This window comes from Arthrobacter sp. LT660 (genome assembly GCF_056172845.1).
The window spans coordinates 2297006-2318727 of record NZ_CM149651.1; the positions used below are offsets into that span (position 1 = coordinate 2297006).

General features: G+C 67.9%; 16 protein-coding genes. 9 read left to right on the forward strand and 7 right to left on the reverse strand.

Annotation, left to right across the window (positions count from 1 at the left end; translation table 11 throughout):
* Positions 1-114: 114 nt before the first annotated feature.
* From AC0QSG_RS10620 to AC0QSG_RS10660, 9 genes are all read left to right on the forward strand, one after another.
* Positions 115-801, forward strand: a complete 687-nt coding sequence (locus tag AC0QSG_RS10620; RefSeq protein ID WP_475375339.1) for a GntR family transcriptional regulator — start codon at positions 115-117, stop codon at positions 799-801.
* A gap of 48 nt (positions 802-849) precedes the next feature.
* A complete protein-coding gene (locus tag AC0QSG_RS10625; protein WP_475375340.1) occupies positions 850-1746 on the forward strand; it encodes a LysR family transcriptional regulator in 897 nt (298 codons plus the stop codon).
* Positions 1747-1814: 68 nt separating this feature from the next.
* Positions 1815-2891, forward strand: a complete 1077-nt coding sequence (locus tag AC0QSG_RS10630; RefSeq protein WP_475375341.1) for a tartrate dehydrogenase — start codon at positions 1815-1817, stop codon at positions 2889-2891.
* Positions 2892-3017: 126 nt separating this feature from the next.
* Positions 3018-3992, forward strand: a complete 975-nt coding sequence (locus tag AC0QSG_RS10635) for a tripartite tricarboxylate transporter substrate binding protein (protein ID WP_475375342.1) — start codon at positions 3018-3020, stop codon at positions 3990-3992.
* Positions 3992-5539, forward strand: coding sequence for a tripartite tricarboxylate transporter permease (locus AC0QSG_RS10640; RefSeq protein ID WP_475375343.1), 1548 nt, complete (start codon positions 3992-3994; stop codon positions 5537-5539). Before AC0QSG_RS10635 ends, AC0QSG_RS10640 begins: the two co-directional genes overlap by 1 nt.
* Position 5540: 1 nt before the next feature.
* Positions 5541-5981 carry a tripartite tricarboxylate transporter TctB family protein gene (locus AC0QSG_RS10645; protein ID WP_475375344.1) on the forward strand — a complete coding sequence of 147 codons (441 nt, stop codon included), beginning with the start codon at positions 5541-5543 and terminating at the stop codon, positions 5979-5981.
* 24 nt (positions 5982-6005) lie between these two features.
* The gene (locus AC0QSG_RS10650) at positions 6006-7100 is read left to right on the forward strand and encodes a tartrate dehydrogenase (protein WP_475375345.1); all 1095 of its coding nucleotides are present in this window, start codon (positions 6006-6008) and stop codon (positions 7098-7100) included.
* Positions 7097-8263 carry a mandelate racemase/muconate lactonizing enzyme family protein gene (locus AC0QSG_RS10655; RefSeq protein WP_475375346.1) on the forward strand — a complete coding sequence of 389 codons (1167 nt, stop codon included), beginning with the start codon at positions 7097-7099 and terminating at the stop codon, positions 8261-8263. Before AC0QSG_RS10650 ends, AC0QSG_RS10655 begins: the two co-directional genes overlap by 4 nt.
* Positions 8263-9246: a 2-hydroxyacid dehydrogenase gene (locus tag AC0QSG_RS10660; RefSeq protein ID WP_475375347.1), complete on the forward strand. Its 984-nt coding sequence runs from the start codon at positions 8263-8265 to the stop codon at positions 9244-9246. The genes AC0QSG_RS10655 and AC0QSG_RS10660 overlap by 1 nt, the downstream gene beginning before the upstream one ends.
* Before the next feature lie 13 nt (positions 9247-9259).
* Here AC0QSG_RS10660 and AC0QSG_RS10665 read toward each other — a convergent pair whose 3' ends face one another.
* The 7 genes from AC0QSG_RS10665 to glgX form a co-directional block, all read right to left on the reverse strand.
* A complete protein-coding gene (locus tag AC0QSG_RS10665; protein ID WP_475375348.1) occupies positions 9260-12625 on the reverse strand; it encodes a DEAD/DEAH box helicase in 3366 nt (1121 codons plus the stop codon).
* Positions 12626-12713: 88 nt separating this feature from the next.
* Positions 12714-13529 carry a putative hydro-lyase gene (locus tag AC0QSG_RS10670; protein ID WP_475375349.1) on the reverse strand — a complete coding sequence of 272 codons (816 nt, stop codon included), beginning with the start codon at positions 13527-13529 and terminating at the stop codon, positions 12714-12716.
* Between the two features lie 4 nt (positions 13530-13533).
* Positions 13534-14766, reverse strand: coding sequence for an NRAMP family divalent metal transporter (locus tag AC0QSG_RS10675; RefSeq protein WP_475375350.1), 1233 nt, complete (start codon positions 14764-14766; stop codon positions 13534-13536).
* Between the two features lie 127 nt (positions 14767-14893).
* The gene (locus AC0QSG_RS10680; RefSeq protein ID WP_435728116.1) at positions 14894-15187 is read right to left on the reverse strand and encodes a DUF1540 domain-containing protein; all 294 of its coding nucleotides are present in this window, start codon (positions 15185-15187) and stop codon (positions 14894-14896) included.
* Between the two features lie 132 nt (positions 15188-15319).
* The gene (gene treZ / locus AC0QSG_RS10685; RefSeq protein ID WP_475375351.1) at positions 15320-17131 is read right to left on the reverse strand and encodes a malto-oligosyltrehalose trehalohydrolase; all 1812 of its coding nucleotides are present in this window, start codon (positions 17129-17131) and stop codon (positions 15320-15322) included.
* A complete protein-coding gene (gene treY, locus AC0QSG_RS10690; protein ID WP_475375352.1) occupies positions 17128-19443 on the reverse strand; it encodes a malto-oligosyltrehalose synthase in 2316 nt (771 codons plus the stop codon). The genes treZ and treY overlap by 4 nt, the downstream gene beginning before the upstream one ends.
* Complete coding sequence (gene glgX / locus AC0QSG_RS10695) at positions 19440-21626, reverse strand: glycogen debranching protein GlgX (protein ID WP_475375353.1); 2187 nt, start codon at positions 21624-21626, stop codon at positions 19440-19442. Before glgX ends, treY begins: the two co-directional genes overlap by 4 nt.
* Between the last annotated feature and the right edge of the window lie 96 nt (positions 21627-21722).

The following is a 21722-nucleotide window of genomic DNA, read 5'->3' on the forward strand; positions in this document are numbered from 1 at the left end:
CTCTAATTCGACCCGAAACTGACATCTACCTTCGTCGAAACGGGAGGGGATGACAGGTGGCGTTGTCGAAATGCTGGGCCGGGGAACCGGCGGAGATCAATTAGATTGGAGAGCATGCTTATGAACGCCCTGCTGGGGAGCCTCGGGACCGGCTCGGCACAACATGCTCACACGGGTTCGTGGGTGGCGTCGGTGTTGCGCGCCCGCATCGCCGAGGGACAGCTGGTGCCCGGCGCGAAGCTGTCCGAGCAGTCTCTGTCCACCGCGCTCGGAGTCTCGCGGAACACTCTGCGCGAGGCGTTTGCCGTTCTCGCCGGCGAGGCGATGGTGGACCGCATCCCCAACCGCGGCGTGTTCGTGGCGCACCCGGGATCGGACGACGTCCGGGAGATCTACCGCGTCCGCCGGACGATCGAGCCCGCCGCCGTGCTGTGGGGCGAGGTCACGGACGAGACGCTCGGGGCGATGGACGCCATCGTGGAACGCGCCGTCGCCGCGCGCGACGCCGGATCGGTCACGGACATGGCCGACGCCAACCAGGCGCTGCACAAGGCCGTCGTGTCGCTGACCGGGAGCGAAACGCTCGAGGTTCTCATGGAACGCGTGCTGGCGAAGATGCGCCTGGTCTTCCACTCGATGGCCACCGCGCCCGATTTCCACAGCCACTACGTGGACCGCAACGTCGAACTGGTGGGCCATCTGCGGGCCGGTGACCGGGAGGCCGCCGCCGAGGCGCTGCGCTCGTACATGGACGCCGCTGAGACCGAACTGCTCGGCCACCTGGGCGCCGCGGGGCGCTAACCGCCCACCCGCGCGCCGGCCGCCCCCACCGTGGGGCAGGATTAGGCCATGGACATCCGGCACCTGAAGTACTTCCTTGGCGTTGTCGAGCACGGTGGGTTCGGCAGGGCCGCGGAGCATCTGCTCGTTGCCCAGCCCTCGTTGTCCCAGGCCGTGCTGGCGCTCGAGCGGGAACTGGGCGTCCAGCTGTTCCACCGCACCGGCAGGGCTGTCGTCGTCAGCGCCTCCGGGCGGGCGCTGATCGAGCCGGCCCGGCGAGCCGTCCGCGACCTTGACGCTTTCCGCACGACGGTGGAGACGCTCAAGGGCAAGGAAGCCGGGCAGGTCGACCTCGCGCTCATGCCCTCCCAATCGATCGAACCATTCCGCTCCATTGCCGTGCGGTTCGGCCGACGCTACCCCGGCATGACCATTAGCGCGCAGTCCGCCTACACCGGCGCCGACGTCATGCGCCTCATCGGCAGCGGCGCGTGCGAACTCGGCATGTTCGGCAGTGCGGACCTGTTGCCGACCGCCGGAATTCATTGCGAAACCGTCGAGGAACAGGCCATGGTGCTCGTCGGACTTCCCGGGCAGCCGTTCGCGGACGGCTCGGTGGTCCAGCACCATGAGCTGAACGGACAGCGGTTCATCACCTCCCAGGAGGGCAGCGTCATGCGCAAGGTCGTGGACGAAATCCTGGTCTGCTGCGAGGACGCGACCATCGCGGTCGAGGTGGCGCACCGCGCTGCCGTCCTTCCGCTGGTCCTCGCCGGGTGCGGAATGGCGGTGCTGGCGGCGGCCTGGAGCGATTACGCGCGCCGGAACGGCGCCGCCGTCATGCACCTCGAGCCGACCCACGTCCTCAAAGTGGGGCTGGCCTACCGGGCACCGGCGGCCTTGACACCGGCGGCTCAGGCCTTCGCCGACGTCGTGCTCGATTACCGTGCTGACAAGCGCGAATAGGCCCACCCTATGGGTCGGAGAGGATCTAAGTCTGAGACACGGATCACAATCTGCCCTAGCGTCGCACTATGACCTCTCAGACATTTCGCATCGCAGCCATTCCCGCCGACGGCATCGGGCAGGAAGTCACCGCCGCAGGACGGAAAGTACTTGACGCCATCGCCGCAGACTCGAACGGGCGCGTCTCCTTCGAGTGGACCGAGTTCCCCTGGGGCAGCGACTACTACGCCGAACACGGCGTCATGATGGCCGACGACGGGCTCGACCAACTGCGCGACTTCGATGCCATTTTCTTCGGAGCCGTCGGCTGGCCCACCGTCCCGGATCACATCAGCCTGTGGGGCCTTCGCCTTGCCATCTGCCAGGGGTTCGACCAGTGGGCCAACGTTCGTCCGGTCCACTTCCTCCCCGGCGTCACCAGCCCGCTCCGCAAGGCCGACGACACCGAGCTCGACTGGATCGTGGTCCGGGAGAACAGCGAGGGCGAATACGCGGGTCTCGGCGGCCGCAACCTTGGAGCCCGTGGGGCGGGAGGCGAGGTGGCCGTGCAGTCCTCGTTGTTCACCGAGGTCGGCTGCGAACGGATCATCCGCTTCGCGTTCGACATCGCACGCACCCGCACGCGGCCGAAACTCTCCAGCGTGACCAAGAGCAACGCCCAGCAGTTCGGCATGGTGCTGTGGGACGACGTTTTCAAGCGGGTCGCGAAGGACTACCCCGACGTGGAGACCGAGAGCGTGCTCGTCGACGCCATGGCGGCGAAGTTTGTGCTCAAGCCCGAGGAGCTCTCCGTTGTCGTCGCGTCCAACCTCAACGCCGACATCCTCTCTGATTTAGGGAGCGCCCTGGCCGGAAGTCTGGGCCTAGCCAGCAGCGCCAACTACAACCCCGAAAAGCGTTTTCCCAGCATGTTCGAGCCCGTCCACGGTTCCGCTCCGGACATCGCTGGTCAAGGGATTTCCAACCCCATCGGCGCCATCTCCAGCGCCGGTCTCATGCTCCATCACTTCGGCCTCACCGATGAGGCGGAACGCTTGGCCGAGGCCATCCGGTCCACCACCGAAGCCGGGATCCTGCCCAAGGACCTCGGCGGTTCCGCCACCACCGAGGAGGTCACGGCTGCCGTCATCGGCCGCCTCAGGTAGCCGCCCGGAACCTGTGAACAGTATGAACAGAAGTGATCTGTATCACTTCTCCTAACGCAGGCTGATACCCACCTGAAAGAACCAGCGCCACCCTTACCAATGGAGGTAAAGATGAAAAGCCGTCGCATGCTCGCATCGATCGCAGGAACCATCGCCGTCGCATTCGCCGTAGCGGGATGCGGAGGTGGTGCGGGCGGCGGAGAAGGGTCGGCAAACGACTTCCCGCAGAAGCGCTTGGACTACATCCTGCCGTTCGACGCCGGTGGAGAGTCGGACATCACGGCTCGCCTGCAGCAGGAGAAGCTTGCGGAGGTCCTCGGCCAACCGGTCAACGTCTCCTACAAGCCCGGCGGCGGCGGCGCCCTGGGCTGGTCCGAGCTCACCCGCACCGCCCCGGATGGCTACAAATTCATGGGGAGCAACCTGCCACACATCATCCTTCAGCCGATGCTGCGCGACGACGCCGGCTACCAGACGGAGGACCTGAAGCAGGTCTATATTTTCCAGAGCACTCCCAACGCCCTGTTGGTTCCGGCAGACAGCGACATCGAGACCTTGGACGATTTCATCGCGGCGGCCAAGGAAAAGCCGGGTGCCATGTCGGTCGGCGGCAGTGGTGACTTCACCGCCAATCACATCGGCACGCTCATGCTGAATGACATGGCCGATGTTGACGTCACCTACACCCCCTTCTCCGGTACTGGTACCGCCGTGCCGGCCCTGCTCGGTGGGCACGTGGATGCGCTGATGTCCTACACCCCGCAAATCTCGCAGCTCGGTGACCAGGTCCGCGCCATCGCCGTCGCCACCGAGGAACGCATGCCCGGGCTCCCGGACGTTCCCACCTTCGCGGAGCAGGGGCACGACCTGGTCGACGGCGCGTACCGCGGCGTCTCCGTCCCGCAGGACACCCCGGACGACGTCGTGCAGGTACTCGCCGACGCCTTCGCGGAGGTCAACCAGGATCCCGACCTCGTGTCGGCCTTCGAGGAGCAGGCCTTCGTCCTGGAGAACTACGGGCCCGAAGAGGCCGCGAAGCTGACCGAAGAGCGGACAGCGGTCTATGAGGACCTGCTGACGAGGCTGGAACTGGTTCCGTAATGTTCGAGGTTCTCGGGCAAGGGCTGCTGGCCAACCTTGCCCCGTCCATGCTGCTCCTGGTGCTCGTCGGCACCTTGAGCGGCATGGCTCTCGGGGCAATGCCCGGCCTGAGCGCCACCATGGGCGTGGCGCTGCTGGTCCCTTTCACCTTCGCCATGGACCCGACCTCCGGGTTGGTCCTGCTCGGCGCCTTCTACATGGGTGCCATCTATGGAGGCGCCTTCACGGCGATCCTCGTCAACGCCCCCGGCACGCCGTCGTCGATCGCCACGGCGCTCGACGGATATCCACTCACGCGGAAGGGGCGCAGCGAATTCGCCATCGTGGGGGCGACCATGGGTTCGTTCGTCGGGGGGATCATCGGCGTCATCGGGCTGATCTTCCTGGCTCCTCCGCTCGCCTCCTTCTCCCTGCGCTTCGGCCCCCAGGAGTACTTCTGGGTGGCGGTCTTCGGCCTGACGATCATCGCGAGCCTGGCCTCGGGGTCGCTGCTCAAGGGGATCATCGGAGGCCTGCTCGGACTCCTTCTGGCCACCATCGGGATCGCACCGGTGGGCGGAGACGTGCGGTTCACCTTCGGCGAGCCGATGATGCAGGGCGGCATCCCCCTGGTGCCGGCTCTGATCGGCCTGTTCACCATTCCCGAGGTCATCCGCCTCATCGCATTGCGCACCCGCGACGCGCACATGGTGGACGAGACCCGCGAGAAAGACCGGCTCGGCGGCATGCTGAAGGAAATCCTCAGCCGCCCGGTGAACCTGGTCCGCTCCGGGATCATCGGGACGTTCGTGGGCATCCTGCCGGGCGCCGGCGGAAGCGTCGCGAACCTGGTCGCCTATAACGAAGCCAAGCGGGCCTCGAAGCACCCCGAAACGTTCGGCGAAGGAGAGATCGACGGCGTCGTCGCCTCCGAGTCCGCGAACAACGGCACCGTCGGCGGCGGATTCATCCCCACGCTGACGCTTGGTGTCCCCGGAACCCCGCCGGACGCCATCATCTTGGGCGTGCTCCTGTTGCACGGGCTGCGCCCTGGCGCGCAGCTGTTCGAAACGTCCGGTCCGCTCGTGTACACGTTCATCATCGCCTTGGCGGTGTCAGCGGTCATGATGGTCCCGGTCGGTCTCGTCGCCGGCCGCGGCCTGCAGCGCGGGGTCATGGCCCTCCCGGTCCGCTACTTGGCCCCCGGCATCATTGTCCTAACGATCATCGGTGCCTACGCCATCCGCAGCTCCGTCGTGGATGTGTTCATCATGCTGGCGCTGGGCATCGCGGCCTACCTGCTGCAACGTGTGGGAATCGGCGGCGCCTCGATCGTCTTGGGGCTCGTTTTGGGCACCATCGCGGAAACAGGCCTCGTCCAAGGCATCCTGACGTCCTCCGGGGAAGCGCTTCCGTGGCTCACCTTCTTCACCCGGCCCATCAGCCTGGTCCTGATCGCCATGTCCGTGATCTCGCTGGCGTGGCCCTTCATCCAAAAGCGCCGGGCCGGGCGGACGACGCCGGTGCGCCGGACCGCACACGGCGCCGGCACCACGGAAGGACGCTGACATGGGAAACATCATCGGTGGCGCAGTGGTCTTGGTGATCTGCCTGGTCTTTTGGGTCCAGCGCGCGTACTCCAGCGACTACGGCGGGATCTTCCCGGACGCCGTCCTGACCGCGCTCGGTGTTCTCGGGGTGGTTCTCGTCGCCCGGGGGGTGATCTGGCGGGACCGTGAAACCGGCTGGAACAGCATCGGGAGGCTCGGCCACAAGGACCTGGGCCGGGCGCTCGTCCTGCTGATCGCGTGGGTGGCATCACTACCCGTCCTGGGATACCTCTTCGGCAGCATCATCTTCTTCACCCTGGTGGCCGCGCTCATGCGCACGTCACGTCCCAACTGGAAAAACATCCTCCTCGACTTCGGCGTCGCCGTCGGCGTCGTGCTGGTTTTCTACTTCGGATTCACGAGGATCCTGTACGTCAACCTGCCCGAATTCACCCTCTAAGACCTCCACAGCAAAGGAACACCCATGACAAGTCCCAGCTACCGCATTGCCGTGATCCCGGGCGACGGGATCGGCACCGAAGTGATGCCGCCGGCGCAAAAGCTGCTCGAGCTGACAGGAAAACGCTACGGGTTCGGTTTCGACTGGCAGGAGTTCGAATGGGGTTGCGAGTACTACGCGCGGACCGGCCGCATGATGCCGGAGGACGGGCTCGACCAACTCGCCGCATGCGACCAGATCTTCCTCGGCGCCGTCGGTTTCCCGGGCGTCCCCGACCACGTGTCCCTGTGGGGACTGCTGATCCCCATCAGGCGCGCCTTCCAGCAGTACATCAACCTTCGTCCTGTCAGGCTGCTGGCCGGAATCGAGAGCCCGCTGCGGAAGGTTCCGGCCGGGGGCATCGACTTCCTGGTGGTCCGCGAAAACAACGAGGGCGAATATTCCGAGAGCGGCGGGCGGCTCTACCGCGGCATGCCTCAGGAGATGGCCATCCAAGAATCGATCTTCACCCGCTTCGGCATGGAACGCGCCATGAACTACGCGATCGATCTCGCCGAGCAGCGCACGGGCCAGCTCGCGTCCGCCACCAAGTCCAACGGCATCATCCACACCATGCCGTTCTGGGACGAGACCCTGCAAAACCTTGCCAAGGACCACCCGGATCTCACCGTTTCCGAATACCACATCGACGCCCTGGCGGCGCTGTTCGTGCTCGACCCGGCCCGGTTTGACGTCGTCGTGGCATCCAACCTGTTCGGCGACATCCTCACGGACCTCGGCGCGGCGATCATCGGCAGCATCGGGATCGCCCCGTCGGCGAACCTGAACCCGGAGAAGAAATTCCCCTCCATGTTCGAGCCCGTTCACGGTTCCGCTCCGGACATCGCCGGGCAGGGCAAGGCGAACCCGCTCGGCCAGGTCTGGGCCGCCTCCATGATGCTGGATCACCTGGGCCACCCCGACGCCGGACGCGACCTCATCGCAGCCATGGAGTACGTCCTGACCGAAACCGACATCCGCACGCCGGACCTCGGCGGCACAGCCAGCACGGACGACGTGTCCGATGCCCTCGTTTCCGCCTTCAACAGGCTTGACACCCCCGCAGGAGCCACCAAATGAGAATCGTCGAGATCCGCGAGCAGACGCTCCCGATCAGTTCCCCCATCCGCAACGCGTTCATCGACTTCACGAAGATGACCCTGAGCCTGGTCGCGGTCATCACGGACGTGGAGCGCGACGGCAGGCCCGTGGTCGGCTACGGATTCAACTCCAACGGCCGCTACGGCCAGGGCTCCCTCATGCGCGAGCGCATCATTCCGCGGATCATGGAGGCCCCGACCGCGGATCTGCTGGATGAGACGGGCAACAATTTCGACCCCGCGCGAATCTGGGACACCATGATGGCCAACGAGAAGCCGGGCGGCCACGGCGAACGGTCCGTCGCCGTCGGCACCCTGGACATGGCCGTCTGGGACGCCGTCGCCAAGATCGAGGAACGGCCCCTCTTCCGGCTCCTCGCCGAGAGGTACGGAGACAACCGGCCGGATCCCCAGGTGTTCGTCTACGCGGCGGGCGGCTACTACCAGCCCGGTCGCGGAATCCAGGGACTGCGCGACGAGATGCAGGGATACCTGGACCGCGGCTACTCGACCGTCAAGGCCAAAATCGGCGGGGCGTCCCTGTCCGAGGACCTCCAGCGGATCGAGGCCGTCCTCGGCATGCTCGGCCCGGGCCAGAGCCTCGCGGTCGACGCGAACGGCCGCTTCGACCGCAAGACCGCCATCGAGTACGCCGAAGCGCTCTCGGCCTACGACCTCTTCTGGTACGAGGAGCCGGTCGACCCGCTGGACTACGAGGCTCAGGCCGACGTCGCGGCGGCCTACGCCAAGCCGCTCGCCACGGGCGAGAACCTGTTTTCAATGCAGGATGCCCGGAACCTCATCCGGTACGGCGGACTCCGGCCGGACAGGGACTGGCTCCAGTTCGACTGTGCCCTCAGCTACGGACTGGTGGAGTACCTCCGTACACTGGACATGCTCGACGAGAACGGTTGGTCGCGCAGCCGCTGCATCCCGCACGGCGGACACCAGATGTCGCTGAATATCGCCGCCGGGCTCGGACTCGGCGGCAACGAGTCCTACCCGGACCTGTTCCAGCCGTTCGGTGGCTTCCCGGACGGCGTCGAGGTCGACAACGGCTACATCACCATGCCGGATCTCCCGGGCATCGGCTTCGAGGGCAAGAGCGATCTGTACCGGGTCATGCGGGAGCTGAGCGCCTGATGTGCCCGCTCCCCGGCCGTCCCCTGGTCGCCATCACGCGCTCGTCGTTGCCAGGCCGCGGCCTGGACCGCCTGCGTGAGCACGCCGACGTCGTGCTTTGGCCGGACGACGACGTCGTGCCGGCCGCCGGCGAGGCGCTCCGGGAGTTCGCCCGGGGAGCCGACGCGGTGCTGGCCGCCTACGCGAAGGTCGACCGGGCCTTCCTCGAGGACGCCCGCGGCCGCGTCCGCGTCGTCGCCCTTCCGAACGCCGGGTACGACGCCGTGGACGTCGCGGCCGCCGTCGAGCACGGGATACCGGTCACCAACACCCCGGATGTCCTCCATGAAACGACGGCGGACACCACGATGGCCCTGATGCTGCTCGCGCGGCGACTGCTGCTGCCGGCCGTGGACGATTTGCGTGCCGGGCGGTGGAAGCGCTCCACACTCGACGAGCATCTGGGTCTCGATGTCACCGGAGCGACGCTGGGCCTGGCCGGCTTCGGCCAGATCGGACAGGCCGTTGCCCGGCGGGCGGCGGGGTTCGGCATGACCGTCCTGCACAACCTGTCCCGGACCGGAACCTCGGACCTCTCGACGGCCGTGCCCTGGGAGGAACTGTTGGAACGCTCGGACATCGTCTCCCTCCACGTCCCGTTGACGGCCGAGACGCGGCATCTGATCGGTCAGCCGGAACTCGAGCGGATGAAGGTCACCGCCACGCTGGTCAACACCGCGCGCGGCCCCGTGGTCGACACCGCCGCGCTGCTGGGGGCGCTCGACGCCGGTGCCATCCACTCCGCCGGGCTGGATGTGTTCGACACCGAGCCGGTCCGGGATCCTTCAAACCCGCTGCTGACCCATCCCCGGATCGCCTCGCTCCCCCACGTCGGTTCCGCCACCCAGGCAACGAGGGAGAGGATGGTCGATCTCGCCGTGGACAACATCCTCGCGGTGCTCCACGGAGACGCTCCCCTGACGCCCGTCCCCGAGTTCCGTTGACCGCGGATCGGCGTCAGTCCGTGAACAGCGACCTGACGTCCTCCGCGTCGATGGCGGAGCCGAACGCCGCGTCCTCGTCCATGACGGCGGAGAACAGCTTGGCCTTCTTCTCCTTCAGCGCCATGACCTTCTCCTCGATGGTGTCCTTGGCGACCAGCCGGTAGACCATCAGGTTCCGCGTTTGCCCGATCCGGTGTGCCCGGTCCACGGCCTGGTTCTCGCTCGCCGGGTTCCACCACGGGTCCAGCATGAAGCAGTAGTCCGCCTGCGTGAGGTTCAGCCCGAACCCGCCCGCCTTCAGGCTGATCAGGAACACCGGGACCGAGCCGCCGGTGAACTTCTCGATCACCTTGCCGCGGGACTTGGTGCTGCCGTCGAGGTACGCGTACGGGATCCCGGCCTCGTCCAGCCGTTGCGCGGCCTTGCCCAGGAACGACGTGAACTGGCTGAACACCAGCGCGCTGTGCCCCTCGGCCACGAGGTCGTCGAGCTGTTCGAGCAGCGCGTCGAGCTTGCTGGAGGGCACGCCCGCGTACCGCTCGTCGACCAGCGACGCGTCCAGGCTGAGCTGGCGCAGCATGGTGAGCGAGCGGAAGATCTGGAAGCGGTTCTTGTCCATCTCGTCGATCATCCCCAGCACCTTCTGCCGTTCGCGCTGCAGGTGCCGCTGGTAGATGGTGCGGTGCTTCGGCGAGAGCTCCAACTCGAGGACCTGTTCCTGCTTCGGCGGCAACTCGGTGGCGACCAGCTCCTTGGTGCGGCGCATGATCAGCGGACGGATCCGGCGCCGCAGTTGCGCCAGGCGCTCCTTGTCCCCGTCCTTTTCGATCGGCTTGCGGTAGACCTCGTCGAATTTCTTGGCGGACGCGAACAGTCCCGGGGAGGTGATGGCGAACATCGACCACAGCTCGGAAAGGTTGTTCTCCATCGGTGTTCCGGTGATCGCCAGCTTGAACGACGCCGGGAACTCGCGCGCCTGCGCGGCGGCCTTCGTCGCGGGATTCTTCACGAACTGCGCCTCGTCGAGGATCAGTCCGGACCAGTCGTGGCGCGCGTAGTCCGCGTTCTCCAGCCGGAAGAGGGCGTAGGAGACGACGACGACGTCGGCCCCCTCCAACACCGCGCCGAGTTCCATGCCGGTGCGCTTGAGCGTCTCCCCGACGACGGCGGTGCGCAGGCTCGGCGCGAAGCGCGCCGCCTCGGTGGCCCAGTTCGGCACCACGGAGGTCGGCGCGACCACGAGGAACGGCTTGGCCCGCTCCCCCGCGGACCTGGCCCGGTCGTGCGCGTGGAGCATCAACGCGATGGTCTGGACGGTCTTGCCCAGCCCCATGTCGTCCGCCAGCACCCCGCCAAGCCCGTGGTCGTGGAGGAACGCCAGCCAGGAGAAACCCTGCTGTTGGTAGGGGCGCAGTTCGGCCTGTAGCGCGGCCGGCGGAGCGGTCGGCTCGATCGTCTCCAGTTCCAGGAGGCCGCCCACGGACAGCCTCCACGATTCGGCCTGCTCCGCGTTGGCGGACAGTTCCACCAGTTCGTCCCAAAGGGAGGCCTGGTGCCGGCTGATCCGCAGGCCCTTGGATTCGCGGTCCTGCAGGGTGCGCGCCTCCTCGATGAGCCGGCGGAGCTGCCGGTATTCGGGCTTGTCCAGGGAAAGGTAGGCACCGTCGTCGAGCAGCAGGTAGTCCTCCCCCTGGGCGAGTGCAACGAACAGCTGGTCGAACGGGATCTCGGCGCCGCCCAGGTGGACCTGAACGCCGAGGTCGAACCAGTCGCTGGTCCCGGATTCGCTGGCGCTGACGGAGATTTCGGGGGCATCGGTCAACTCGACGTACTCGACCTCCTCGCCCTGGACCTGAACGGAGACGCCGTCCAACCCCTCAAGCAGCGGCATGGCCTCGGCGCTGAACCGCGCGGCGTCGACACCCTCGAGCTCCAGCGGCTCGATGCTGCCCCGGATCCCCAGCAACGGTTGCGGAAACGCCGACCGCCATGCGCCGGGAAAATCGTCCAACACGCCCGTCACGCGGTGCAGCACGCTTGTCTCGAACTGGCGGTCCCGGCGGCCCTGTCCGTCGTCGACCAGCGGCAGGTTCCGCGCGCCCTCGGTGCCGTAGTCCCACGTCCACGCCAGGCGCAGGCCGGTGACATCGGGCTTGTTGCGGGGGCCTCGGCGCCGGAAATGGCCGGCCGTGAGCCAGAGGTGCGGGGGCACCGGTTCCGGCACCTCGATCGATCCGTCGCTGGAGCCGAGCGTCGTCAGTCGTCCCAGTTCGGGGACGTAGTCGCTCAGGAACGCGACACGGCCGTTCCGCGGAATCTCCAACGGCTTGCGGTCTTCCAACAACTGCACGACGACGCCGGGCACTTCCCCGACGGACGGCGCCAGGTGGACGGGCCGCTCGCGCGCCGGAACGTCCGGCTGGTCCTGCCACCAGACACCGTGGCCGGACTGCCCGATGATGCCCAGCTCGAGCCCATCGCCGGACAACGGGGCCGCGGCGTCGCCGTGCCCGTTGAAGTGGATGGCCGGCGCGACCCGTAGTTTGCCGTTGGCGTCCACGAGGTCCAGCCCCACGGCGACCGGGGCGTGGATGGTCAACCGGGCGGCGGCCGTCGCGCCGCGCAGCACGATTCCGGCGTCGCGCGCCCCGGCCAGCAACTGCCAGAGGACCGGCGAGGCGAACTCCTCCAGGTAGATGGCGCTTTGCCCGTAGGTTCCGTCGGCGAGAACGTGCAGGTCCTCCATCCAGCGCTTCTGGGCGTCGCTGAAGGATGTTTGTTGCTGCTGGTAGGAGTAGTGGAGGTTGCTGTAGGGCGAGGGTCCGAAGCCACCCCAGCGCAAATTGCCGTAGATCCAACGGCCCTTGTCGTTCAGCGTGACGGGCCGCAACGAGAGCCGCCGCTGCTTCTTCCGGCGCCGCCCGCCGACGTCGACCACCTCGAATTGGACCCCGAGCGGGCCGGGCGCGTCCGTGGCTTCGTCGCCGCCGAGCATCGCATCGAGTTTGCGCCGCCAAGGCGGCAACTGCTTGACGGGTGCGGCCGAGGCCCGTTCCGCGGCCCGCATGGCGGCGTGGGAGGCGGCCAGCAGGAGCGCGGCGGTGTGCTTGCAGCGGCTGCGCATCGGGCAGGAACACGCCGAGATGCCCGGCTGCGGGTTCGTTCCGCGGGTGAAGGTGACCAGCGTCCGGTAGGGAGTCGGCGGGGCCCCCTCCACGTAGGCGGCGACCTGCCGGCTCTCCGGGTTCCACTCGATCCCGCCGACGCGGTCGTCGTCGAAATAGTCGATCCCGCGCTCGAAGGCCGCGGCGCCGACGAATTGCCGGATCTCGACGGGATGCAGCATGGGTGGGTACGGCGGGTTCGGCTGGGGGGTCACCGGGTCATCCTACCGATGCGCCGCGGCGGGCCGGGACCGGACGACGCCGGCACGGGGCCTCCGGGCCGCGCGGCGCCGGGCCCGCGGCCTACGGAACCAGGTAGTCGCCGTCCCGCGCGTCGGTGATCAGCATGTGCCCGGGGGCGTGGCCGATCGCCAGCGAGGGCCGGGATTCCATGACGGCGGCCTGCGGCGTGACTCCGCACGCCCAGAACACGGGGATGTGGCCCTCCGGAATCGCCACGGCGTCCCCGAAGTCGGGCCGGCCGAGGTCGGCAATCCCCAGTTCGGCCGGGTTCCCCACATGCACCGGAGCCCCGTGCACGGCGGGATAGCGGGAGGTGATCCGCACGGCGTCGGACACCTGGGACGCGGGGATGGGACGCATGGAGACCACCAGCGGTCCGGACAGGGACCCGGCGGGTGCGCACCGCCGGTTCGTGCGGAACATCGGCACGTTGACGCCCTGCTCGATGTGCGCGACCGGCACGCCGCCGTCGAGCAGCGCCGATTCGAACGTGAAACTGCAGCCGACGATGAACGTCACCAGATCCCCGCGCCAATACGCGGAGATGTCCGTCGGCTCGTCCACCAGCTCGCCGTCCCGGTACACCGTGTACTGGGGGACGTCCGTGCGGATGTCGCCGCCGGCCAGCAGCGGGCCGGTGGTTTCTCCGGCGTCGAGCACTCCCAGCAGGGGGCAGGACTTCGGGTTGCGCTGGGCGAAGAGGAGCACGTCGTAGGCCTGCGCCTTCGGCACGATCATCAGGTTCGCCTGCGCGTATCCCCGGGAGACGCCCGCGGTCGGCGCGACGAGACCGCCGCGGAACAGTTCGCGGGCGCGGGCGGGAGCCAGCGCGGCGTGGTTTTCCGGAAGCACGGTGCCGGCACCCGCCTTTGCCATGCCGCTACGCCCAGATCTTCGAGAGGCTCAGGATGGCGTTCCACCCCAGGAAGAGGGTCAGCAGCCAGGTGGTGACGCCCATGATCAGGAGCCACTTCGGGTACGCGTACCCGTGCAGGAGGTCCCGGCGGCGCCAGGCCACGTAGAGGAGCACGCCGAAGCCGACCGGAAGGATCAGTCCGTTGAACGCGCCGGCGAAGATCAGCAGCTGCTGCGGAGCCTGGCCGAGGAACAGGTAGATCACGGCGCAGACCGCGATGAACGCCACGGTGATCAGGTTGCGCTTGCGCTCGGAGGTTCTGGAGGAGGTGATGAAGGAGACGGAGGTGAACGCAGCGCCGATCACGGAGGTCAGGGCCGCGGCCCAGAGCACGACGCCGAAGAGCCGCATGCCGATTTCTCCGGCCGCCGCGCCGAACGCCTCGGCTGCCATGTTGTCGCTGGTCAGCGCGACGCCGCCGGCGACGACGCCGAGGATCGCGAGGAAGAGCAGGACGCGCATGACGCCGGTGACGATGATGCCCAGGACGGAGCTGCGGGTGATCTGTGCGACGTGCTCGATGCCCGTGGCGCCGGAGTCCAGCATGCGGTGCGCGCCGGCGTAGGTGATGTAGCCGCCCACGGTCCCGCCGACCAGGGTGGTGATGATCAGGAAGTCGATCTTCTCCGGCAGGAACGTGTTCCGCAGCGCGTCGCCGACCGGTGGGGCGGCGACGATGGCCACGTAGATCATCAACAGGATCATGATGGCGCCGAGTAGCACCACGATCCGGTCCAGGGCCATGCCGGCCTTCTTGCTGACGAAGATCATGATGGCGACCAGCGCTGACAGGCCGCCGCCGATCTTCGGGTCGACGCCGAGCATGGCGTTGGCGCCGAGGCCGGTTCCCGCGATGTTGCCGATGTTGAACACGACGCCGCCGATGAAGACGAGTCCCGCGAGGAACCAGCCGATTCCGGGGAGGACCTTGTTGCCGAGTTCCTGGGCGCGCAGGCCGGAGACTCCGATAACGCGCCAGACGTTCATCTGGACGGCGATGTCCACGAGGATCGAGACGAGGATCGCGAATGCGAAGGCGGCACCCAGCTGGACGGTGAAGACCGTGGTCTGGGTGATAAAGCCGGGGCCGATGGCGCTGGTGGCCATCAGGAACATCGCGCCGAGGAGCGCGGTGCGCCTGGCCGAGTGGCTCAGGTTGATTTTGGTGCCGGGCTGGTTGGTGCCGGTTTCTGCCATGGGGGTATCCGTCCGGTGCGGTGACGCCAGTCACAGGGTTGTTGAAATGGAACCCTACAGGTTGTTCAACAATGCGCGCAAGGGATTGTTGAACAAACATGTGGGCTCCGGACGGTCCCTGGTGCGCTCAGACCGCGTGCTTGTACGTGAGGCAGTCCGCGTTGTCGGCGCCGGGCCCCACGTGGATCTCGCTGGCGCCGCACATGAGGTGGTCGTTGTGGACGCACTCGGAACGCTGGCACGCGCCCACGGAGGACAGGACCTTCGGGAGTCCCCCGTGCGTTCCGGTGTCCACGAACGTGGCGCACTGGGCGTGGTCCGAGGCTCCGCCGATGGTGATCCCGGCGGCCTCGCAATGGGAGTGGTCGTTGAACGAGCAGTTGGCCACGGTGCATTCCGCGACGGTTGGCGTGACAGTCATGGTGTTCTCCTCATGCCATCGGCCCGGCCTGGTGCGGGCCGCTGCGTTCACCATACGCCCGGAACGCCGCGGAAAATTAGTGCCGGTTTCCGCACGTATTCCGTCTGGCGGCTAGGTTCGTCTCGGACCGCCCTACGATCCCCGGGACGGCGTTTCCGTCGGTCGCCAGGACATGCGGAGCACGACGGCGGAGCGTGCCGGCAGCGTAAGGCCCGTGTCCGCGCCCGCGGTGGCGCCGGCGTCGTCCGCGGAACCCCCCGTCGAGAACAGGACCCGGCCCGGCGTCCCGCGCAGGGGAATCTCGCGCGGCGCGTCGGCGAGGTTGAGCACGATCGCGAGACCTCCCCGGTACTGGGCCAGCCAGCGGTCCGCCTCGTCGAAGTCAACGGCGTCCGGCCATGCCGGGTCTCGCAACTCGGGTTCCGCCCTGCGCAGCGCCAACAGCTCCCGGTAGAGCGCGAGCATCCGTGCGTGGTCGCCGCCGGCGGGCTCTGACCAGTCCAGCCGGGAATTCTCGAACGTCGAGCGGTCTTGCGGATTCGGCACGACGGCGGGGTCCCACCCCATGCGTTCGAACTCGGCGAGGCGTCCCTCGGCGGTGGCCCTGCCCAGCTCCGGCTCCGGGTGGGAGGTGAAGAACTGCCACGGGGACGCGGCCGCGAACTCCTCCCCCATGAACAGCATCGGGGTGAACGGCGAGGTCAGGTTGAGGACGGCGGCCAGCGCCAAGTCGTCGAAACCGAGCGCCCCGGTAATCCGGTCGCCGGCAGCGCGGTTGCCGATCTGGTCGTGGTTCTGCGTGCAGACCACCAGCTGCCGCGGCTCGACGCGCGCCCGGTCGATCGGCCGCCCGTGGTGCCGGGCCCTGAAGGAGGACCACGCACCGTCGTGGAAGAAGCCGTCGCGCAGCACCTTGGCCAGGGCGCCGACGGATTCGAAGTCCGCGTAGTAGCCCTCCGTCTCCCCCGTGAGGTTCACGTGGACGGCATGGTGGAAGTCGTCGCTCCACTGGCCGGCCAGGCCGTAGCCGTTGACGTCGCGCGGCTGGATCAGCCGGTCGTTGTTCAGGTCCGATTCCGCGATGAGGAACAGCGGGCGGCCGGTCTCCGCAGCCAGCGCGTCGACGGCGGCGGCGAGTTCCTCCAGGAGGTGTACCGCGCGCTCGTCGCGCAGCGCGTGCACCGCGTCGAGCCGGAGCCCGTCCACGTGGTGGTCGCGGAGCCACATGAGAGCGCTGTCCACGATGTATGCGCGCACCCGGTCGGAGTCGGGGCCGTCGAGGTTCAGCGAATCGCCCCACGTGTTCGCGTCGCCCTGCTTGAGGTACGGGCCGAACCGCGGCAGGTAGTTTCCGCTGGGGCCGAGGTGGTTGTGGACCACGTCCTGGATCACCCCGAGCCCGTGCTGGTGCGCCGCGTCGACGAAGCGCTGGTAGGCCGCGGGCCCGCCGTACGTCTCCTGCACCGCGTACCAGAGGACGCCGTCGTAGCCCCAGTTGTGGGTTCCGTTGAACGCGTTGACCGGGAGCAGCTCGATGAAGTCGATCCCGAGGTCGGCGAGGTAGCCGAGCTTCTCCGCCGCGGCATCCAGGGTTCCCTCCGGCGTGAACGTGCCGATGTGCAGCTCGTAGATCGCCCCGCCAGAGAGCCCGGGCGACACCCAGTCGCCGTCCTCCCAGGCGTGCGCCCCGGCGTCGAACGTCCGCGAAAGCCCGTGGACGCCGTCCGGCTGGCGTCGGGACCGAGGGTCCGGCATCGGCGTCGTGTCCCCGTCCAGCAGGTACCCGTAGTCGACCTCGCCGTCCGGGACCGGTTCGGCCGGTGTCCACCAGCCGGCGTCGGACGGGGAATCCGGCGTCGCGCGCCGCATGGGGACGGTGGCGCCGTTGGCGAGAAGCCTCACTTCCCCGGCGGCCGGCGCCCAGAGATCGAACCTGATCCTCACTGCTCCTCCTCGCGGACCAGAAGCGCCGCCGGGTAGACGGCGAACGCCTCCTTGACGGCCAGCGCGCCGTCGCTGGACAAGAGCCTCCCGGTAATGACATCTCGGTACTTCCCAGGTTGCAGCAGCACGCGGGTGTCGCGCCATCCGCCGGCGCGCTCGAGCCCCACGGGCAGACGCGTGGCGAGCGTGATGGCACCGCCGCGGTCGAACCCGAACACGTGCTCCGCTGCGTCCCCCTCGCCGGCGACGGCCTCGTATCCCGTGAAGAACTCCGGGCGCCCGCGCTTGAGCTGCAGCGCGCGGTGGACCAGCAACATTTTGGCGTCGGCCCGCCCGGTCACCTCCGGCGGTTCCCCGTTACGGACCTCGTCCAGCATCTCCCGGCGCCGATCGAAATCCACCGTCCGCCGGTTGTCCGGATCCACCAGCGAGTGGTCCCACACCTCGGTGCCCTGGTACACATCCGGGACGCCGGGCATGGTCAGCTGGACCAGCTTCGCGGACAGCGAGTTGGAACGGCCCGCGGCCTTGATCCGCAACGCGAACTCCCCGATGATCCGGTTGACCTCCGGGTCGTCGAAGGCGGCGTCGACGGCGGCATGGAGACCGTCCTCGAATTCGGTGTCCGGTTTGGTCCACGTGGTGCTGTTTCCGGCCTCCCGCGACGCCTTTTCGGCGTAGGCGTGGGCGCGTTCGCGCGAGATCGGCCAGGCTCCCATGGCGGCCTGCCACAGCAGGTCGGCGAACGGCAGGTCCCCGAGCGGGGCCAGTGCGTCGAGTTGGGCGAACACATCGGCCCACTCCCGCGGCAGCTCGGACAGCACGGAAATCCGGGCCCGGTTGTCCTCGCTGCGCTTGGTGTCGTGCGTGGACAGCGTGGTCATGGACAGCGGGTTGGACAGCTGCCGGGTGGCGAACTTGGTGTGCAGGTCGAACGGCTCGATCGCGAACACCGACGGGTCCGCCCCGACCTCGTTCAGCGACGTCAGGCGGGTGAACCGGTAGAACGCGGTGTCCTCCACGCCCTTGGCCATGACCATCCCGGAGGTCTGTTGGAAGCGGGTGGCCAGCTCGGTGGCGCCGGTGTCCTCCGCGAGCAGGGGGTGCAGGGCCGTGATGGTTTCCGCGAGGTCCGGCCGGTGGACCCGGGCCGCAATGACGGCCTCCTCGAGGTGCTCGGCGCCCACGGGAAGGTAGCTGCGGTACACCGGGAAGCAGCTGAGGACCTCGGCGATCGCGTCCGCGGCCGCCTCGTGTTCCAGGCCGGCGTCGGCCGGGACCAACCGCGCCAGACGCAGTACCTCGGAACGCAGGAGCCCGTCGGCGATCGCGCGCTTGGTGTCGTGGATCATCGGCGCGTACCGCTCCGCCGGGGCGACCTCGCTGAGGACCTCCCGGCCGGCGGGGTCCACGAAGAGCCGGTCGACGTCTGCGAGCGCGTCGTACCCGGTGGTACCCTCGCACTCCCAGTCCTCGGGCAACCGCTCGCCGGGCTCCAGGATCTTCTCGACGAGCACGTACGCCCCGCCTGTGAGTTCGCGGAGCCGGCGCAGGTAGCCGGCGGGATCGGCCAGCCCGTCCGGGTGGTCGATCCGCAGCCCGTCGACCAGGCCCTCGTCGAACCAGCGCTTGATCTCGGCGTGCGACTCGTCGAAGACCCAGTCGACCTCCACGCGCAGGCCCGCCAGGGTGGTGACCCCGAAGAACCGGCGGTAGTTCAGTTCATTGTCCGCCCGGCGCCAGTTGACCAACTGGTAGTGCTGGCGGTTGTGCACGGCACGCGGATCGTCCCCGGCCGCGGCGGTCCCCGCGGCGACGGGGAGCTGGTGGTCGTAGTAGTGCAGCTCGAAGACGCCGTCGGCCTCCACCAGCTTCAGCTCGTTCTCCTCCGTGTCCCCGTCGCCCAGCAGCGGCAGGCGGATCCGCCCCGCGCCGGCGTCCCAGTCGACGTCGAACGCCTCGGCGTAGCGGGACTCGCGGCCTTCCCGCAGGAGCGACCACCACCACGGATTCTGCCGCGGCGTGGCGATGCCCATGTGGTTCGGGACGGTGTCCACGAGCACGCCCATCCCGGCTGCGTGGGCGGCCTCGGAGAGCGCGCGCAGCCCCTCGGGTCCGCCGCGAGCGGCATCCACCGTGGTGGGATCGGTGACGTCGTAGCCGTGGTCCGATCCCTCCTCGGATGTGAGGATCGGAGACAGATACACCCAGTCCACGCCGAGCTCCGTCAGGTAGGGCACCAGCGCCGCGGCGTCGTGAAGCGTAAACCCCGCGCGGATCTGCAGCCGGTAGGTGCTCAGCGGGATCCTCATGCGGACGTCTCGCGGTTCTTCGATCCGGCCAGCGCCGCCAGAGACGCGGCAACCGAATGGTCCAGATCCGCCTCCTCGGCTTCATGGGCGCGCAGCACCAGCATCGAGCGGCCCACAACGGTCACGGACGTTCCCGCGTCCACCGGCTCGCTGTCGGCGTAGGCGCCGGCCGTGTCGATCACCTGGTCCCACCGCGGCGCGTAGGCCTTCGACGGAAGCTTGAAGTCGACGTCGTCGTGGTGCGGGTTGAAGAAGAGCAGGAAGTTCAGATCCTGGATTTCCTGGCCGCGGCTGTCCGTCCCGGCGATCCCGTTGCCGTTGAGGAACACGCCGATCGAGGCCGCGATGTCCGCGTCCCAGTCGGCAGGTTTCATGGGCCGCCCGTCGGCGCCGAGCCACTCGATGTCCGGGAGCTTGCCCCCGTCCTCAACCTCGACGGGACGGCCGTCGAAGAAGCGCCGGCGCCGGAACGTGGGGTGCTCCGCGCGCAGCTTGTTGACCGCCGCCGTGAACTCGAGGAGCGGCTGGTCCAACTCCTCCCAGTGGATCCAGCTGAGCTCGGAATCCTGGGCGTATGTGTTGTTGTTGCCGTCCTGGGTGCGGCCCAGCTCGTCGCCGTGGGAAATCATCGGCACGCCCTGGGAGAGCAGGAGCGTGGCGATGAAGTTGCGCTGCTGGCGCGCACGCAGGGCCTGGATCTCGGGATCGTCCGTGGGGCCCTCGGCGCCGCAGTTCCAGGAGCTGTTGTGGGACTCGCCGTCGTTGTTGTCCTCCCCGTTGGCCTCGTTGTGCTTCTCGTTGTAGGAGACCACGTCCCGGAGCGTGAAGCCGTCGTGGGCGGTGACGAAGTTGATCGAGGCCACGGGACGGCGGCTGGAGTGCTCGTAGAGGTCTGCGGAGCCGGTGATGCGGGACGCGAACTCGCCCAGCGTCGACGGGACCCCGCGCCAGAAGTCGCGCACTGTGTCCCGGTACTTGCCGTTCCATTCGGTCCACTGCGGCGGGAAGTTGCCCACCTGGTAGCCGCCGGGGCCGATGTCCCACGGCTCGGCGATCAGCTTGCACTGGGAAACCACCGGGTCCTGCTGGATGAGTTCGAAGAACGTGGAGAGCTTGTCGACGTCGTAGAACTCGCGCGCCAGCGTGGAGGCCAGGTCGAACCGGAAGCCGTCGATGTGCATTTCCGTGGCCCAGTACCGCAGCGAGTCCATCAGCAGTTGGAGCGAGTGCGGATTGCGCACGTTGAGCGAGTTCCCGGTGCCGGTGTAGTCCATGTAGTACCGCTTGTCGTCCTCCATCAGGCGGTAGTAGGACTCGTTGTCGATCCCGCGCATGGAGAGCGTGGGGCCCAGGTGGTTGCCCTCGGCGGTGTGGTTGTAGACCACGTCGAGGATCACTTCGATGCCCGCCAGGTGCAGCGCGCGGACCATGGCCTTGAACTCCTGGACCTGCTGGCCGGTGTCCCCCGTGGAGCTGTAGGTGTTCTGCGGGGCGAAGAAGCCGATGGTGTTGTAGCCCCAGTAGTTGGAGAGCCCCTTGTCCTGCAGGGTGCTGTCGTTGACGAACTGGTGGACCGGCATGAGTTCCAGCGCGGTGACGCCGAGCTTCTGCAGGTGGGCGATCACGGCGGGGTGCGCGACGCCCGCATACGTGCCGCGCTGCTCCTCCGGGATGTCCGGGTGCATCTCGGTCAGGCCCTTGACGTGCGCCTCGTAGATGACGGACTGGTGGTACGGGGTCTTGGGCTTGCGGTCCCCGTCCCAGTCGAAGAACGGGCTGACCACGACGCCCATCATCATGTGGGCCGCGGAGTCCTGGTCGTTGCGGGATTCCTCGTCGCCGAAGTTGTAGCCGAAGAGGGCCTGGTCCCAATCGATCTCGCCGTGGACGGCCTTGGCGTACGGGTCAAGCAGCAGCTTGTTCGGGTTGCACCGCTGTCCGGCGCCGGGATCGTTCGGTCCGTGCACGCGGTAGCCGTATTTCTGGCCCGGGATGGTCTGTGGAAGATAGCAGTGCCAGACGAAGCCGTCGACCTCGGTGAGCACCACCCGCGTTTCCGTTCCCTCCTCGTCGAAGAGGCAAAGCTCAACGGATTCGGCCACTTCGCTGTAGAGCGCGAAATTGGTTCCGTTGCCGTCGTAGGTCGCGCCGAGGGGATAGGCGTCGCCGGGCCAAACTTCCATGGATTCTCCAAACGTTCGTGTGGGTGATGCATGTGGCCCGCATCGGGCCGCGTCCTGCCTGTCTCCACACTATAGAGGGGTGGCGACGGGCGGACG